Source organism: Kaarinaea lacus, assembly GCF_975902315.1.
In genome coordinates this window covers 1-3,182 of sequence record NZ_CDLKIE010000492.1, presented here as the reverse complement: position 1 = coordinate 3,182, position 3,182 = coordinate 1, and the positions used below count along the sequence as shown (strand labels likewise).

Here is a 3,182-nt window from a genome sequence, read left to right as displayed (position 1 = left end):
GTCCATGCCGGCCAGCGTGTTGGTGTGACAGGCGCTAATGGTGTTGGAAAATCCAGTCTGTTTGCATTAATACGAAATGAACTCCACCCTGATGGCGGTGACTTTTCGCTTCCACCCAATACGGTAATTGCCCACGTTGCGCAGGAAACACCGGCCGTTGAAAAATCTGCATTAGATTATGTAATTGATGGAGACACGGAACTGCGTCGACTGGAAAAAGAAATAAGCTTAGCTGAACAATCTGATGACGGCGACAAACTCGCTCATTTATACAGCGATATGGAAAATATCCACGGTTATAGCGCGGCAAGCCGTGCAGGCAAATTGATTCATGGTCTGGGTTTTACTCGAGAACAGGAGCATTTGCCGGTACGTGAATTTTCCGGTGGCTGGCGTATGAGACTCAATCTTGCCCAGGCCTTGATGTGTCGATCAGATCTTCTGCTTCTGGACGAACCAACTAACCATCTCGACCTGGAAGCTGTCATCTGGTTGGAAGAATGGTTACAGAGTTACCCAGGTACCTTAATGCTAATCTCTCATGACCGTGACTTCCTTGACCGGGTAGTCACTCATGTTGCTCACATTGAACAAGGCACAATAACTTTATATACGGGCAACTATTCAGCATTTGAAATCCGACGCGCAGAACAACTGGCCAATCAGCAAGCGGCTTATGAAAAACAACAACGTGAGATCGCCCACATGCAAAAATTTGTGGATCGATTTCGTGCCAAGGCAACCAAGGCGCGTCAGGCGCAAAGCCGTATCAAGGCGCTGGAACGAATGACTACCATAAGTGCAGCACATATCGATTCGCCATTTCACTTCCAGTTCAAGCAACCGGATCGACTACCCGATTTGCTACTGCATCTGGAAAATGTCGGTGTTGGATACGCCGACATACCAGTACTGGACAATGTTAACCTGAACATATTAACCGGTAGCCGTATTGGATTGCTGGGATACAATGGCGCGGGTAAATCTACGCTCATAAAGTTGTTAGCAGGTGAACTATCGCCGATTGGCGGTGAGCGCACTGAAGCAAAAGATATGAAAATAGGCTACTTTGCCCAACACCAGCTGGAACAGCTGGATAGCCAGGCAAGTCCCCTGCTTCACCTTCAACGTCTGGATGCTAAAGCCACGGAAAAGGAACTGCGTAGCTTTCTTGGCGGCTTTGCATTTCGCGATGATATGGCCACATCACCGGTGGCGCCTTTTTCCGGTGGTGAAAAGGCACGCCTGGTACTGGCGATGATTGTTTATCAAAAGCCGAATTTGTTATTGCTTGACGAGCCCACCAACCACCTGGACCTGGAAATGCGTCATGCCCTGAGTGTAGCGCTTCAGGAATTTGCGGGAGCAATGATCGTTGTATCACATGATCGCCACTTGCTGCGAACCGTAACCGATACCTTGTTGCTGGTAGCGGATGGAAAAGTAAACGCATTTGATGGCGACCTTGATGATTATCGAAAGTGGGTCAAAGACCATGAAAAGGAAGATAGCTCGTCGGATTCAGATAATTCCAGCCAGACCCAGGAACCGGTTAGCAGGAAACAACAGCGACAAAATGCTGCAGATCTACGCAAGAAACTGCAACCACTGCGTAATAAAGTGAAAAAACTGGAACAACAAATCAACACAATGAATTCCGAGAAAACCAGGATACATGGCCAACTTGCTGATAGCAGCATTTATGACGAAGAAAACAAACAACAACTTAAAACGCTTCTTGAAAACCAGGCCGACATAGAAAAACAGCTAACCGAACTGGAAGAACAATGGATGGAAGCGCATGAAGAACTGGAGCTATTTGAGAATAGATAATTATTATCGTAATTAATTATCAGCATTAACGCGACTTTGAATCACTTAGCGCCAAGGTTACATTTAACTCAGCGAATCGCATCCCCTCACCTCTCTCCATTCAAGTTGCATATATCTTAAATCAACCAACCAATGTTCACTATTGATGCATGAAAGAGTATCCACCAGGGGTATTAATCATTTCCCACTGACTATTTTCTTACGCCAGTTCTAAAAACAAATTATTGACTAATTAGCGTTCAACTAAACCAGATTAATTGATGACAGTCATTGTTTTAGACTAAAAACGGGATTATTATCCCATTTATTGTATTATTTCGTTCTGCAAGATTCTGATTACCAGAATGAATAAAAAACAAACAATTGAACTGCTATCGATTGAATTGCAGATGTCATCACGATTGGTAACACAACGATACGTTATGACCATTATTTGTCCTGTTAAAAAGTAGTCGATAGAACAGCTGGCTGTGAGTTTAGCTTTATAAAGTCAACTTTATGTAGGGACTCTGAAAAGTTTTTAGCAAACTTAATCGGCAAGGGGATACAAACGAGTTAACTGCAATATTTAATCTAGCAATGGTGCGTATATATCGCTAGCTAACCAGTTAAATATATTGGCGATAATCTTTTTGGTTTTTCTATGTTAGTTGAACTTCGAACTTCAACCAAAAGCCTGGTTGCTACGCAATTAACAATATAATCAAACTTCGTGAGGGAGCACATCATGTTACACGACAACCATATTCGTTTATCCATAATTTTTCTTTTATTGCTTTTCCTGGCTGCCTGCGGTGGTGGAAGTTCTGGTGGTAATGCCGGCAGCACCGCTAATTTTAGTTCGGATGAATCAAACTCATTAAACGAGGAACAAAAAGCAACAGACTGCCCAGAAAATAGTTGCTTCTATTTTTCTTATGATGATTCAGCAAGTACAGCGGCCGTTGAATTAACCAAGTACGCTATCAATAATGGGCAAATTCCTGATGAATCACTGGGGCGAGCATACGAGTTTCTCAACTTTGAACAGTTTAACGGATCCTCACTAACCAATATTGGATTATTCGATGTATCAATGGGTATCTGGACTCATCCAGGTGATAATGAAAGTGGTGTCTTAGTTCATGAGTTAGGTATTTATCTTTCTAGCCCTACGATAACTAAGGAAGACAGGCCCAATGCTGTTCTCACACTATTAGTTGATGTTTCGGGATCCATGGAAAGTAGCTATTTAGATAGTTACATTGAACAGGAAGCAACCATTCGGACGCGGCTTGATATTGCAAAATATGGACTTACCCAACTATATCATCATAGCTTGAAAGAAGGTGATGTAATCAATATCGTGC

General features: G+C 43.0%; 2 protein-coding genes. Both read left to right on the top strand.

The genetic code is table 11. The annotated features are described in order from the left end of the window. Positions 1-1,833 (top strand): ATP-binding cassette domain-containing protein (locus ACWVCM_RS15335; RefSeq protein ID WP_455202639.1); only part of this gene is annotated, 1,833 nt, incomplete at its 5' end. Positions 1,834-2,560: 727 nt separating this feature from the next. Further along, the coding region (locus ACWVCM_RS15330; protein WP_455202638.1) for a hypothetical protein at positions 2,561-3,182 on the top strand (622 nt) is incomplete at its 3' end.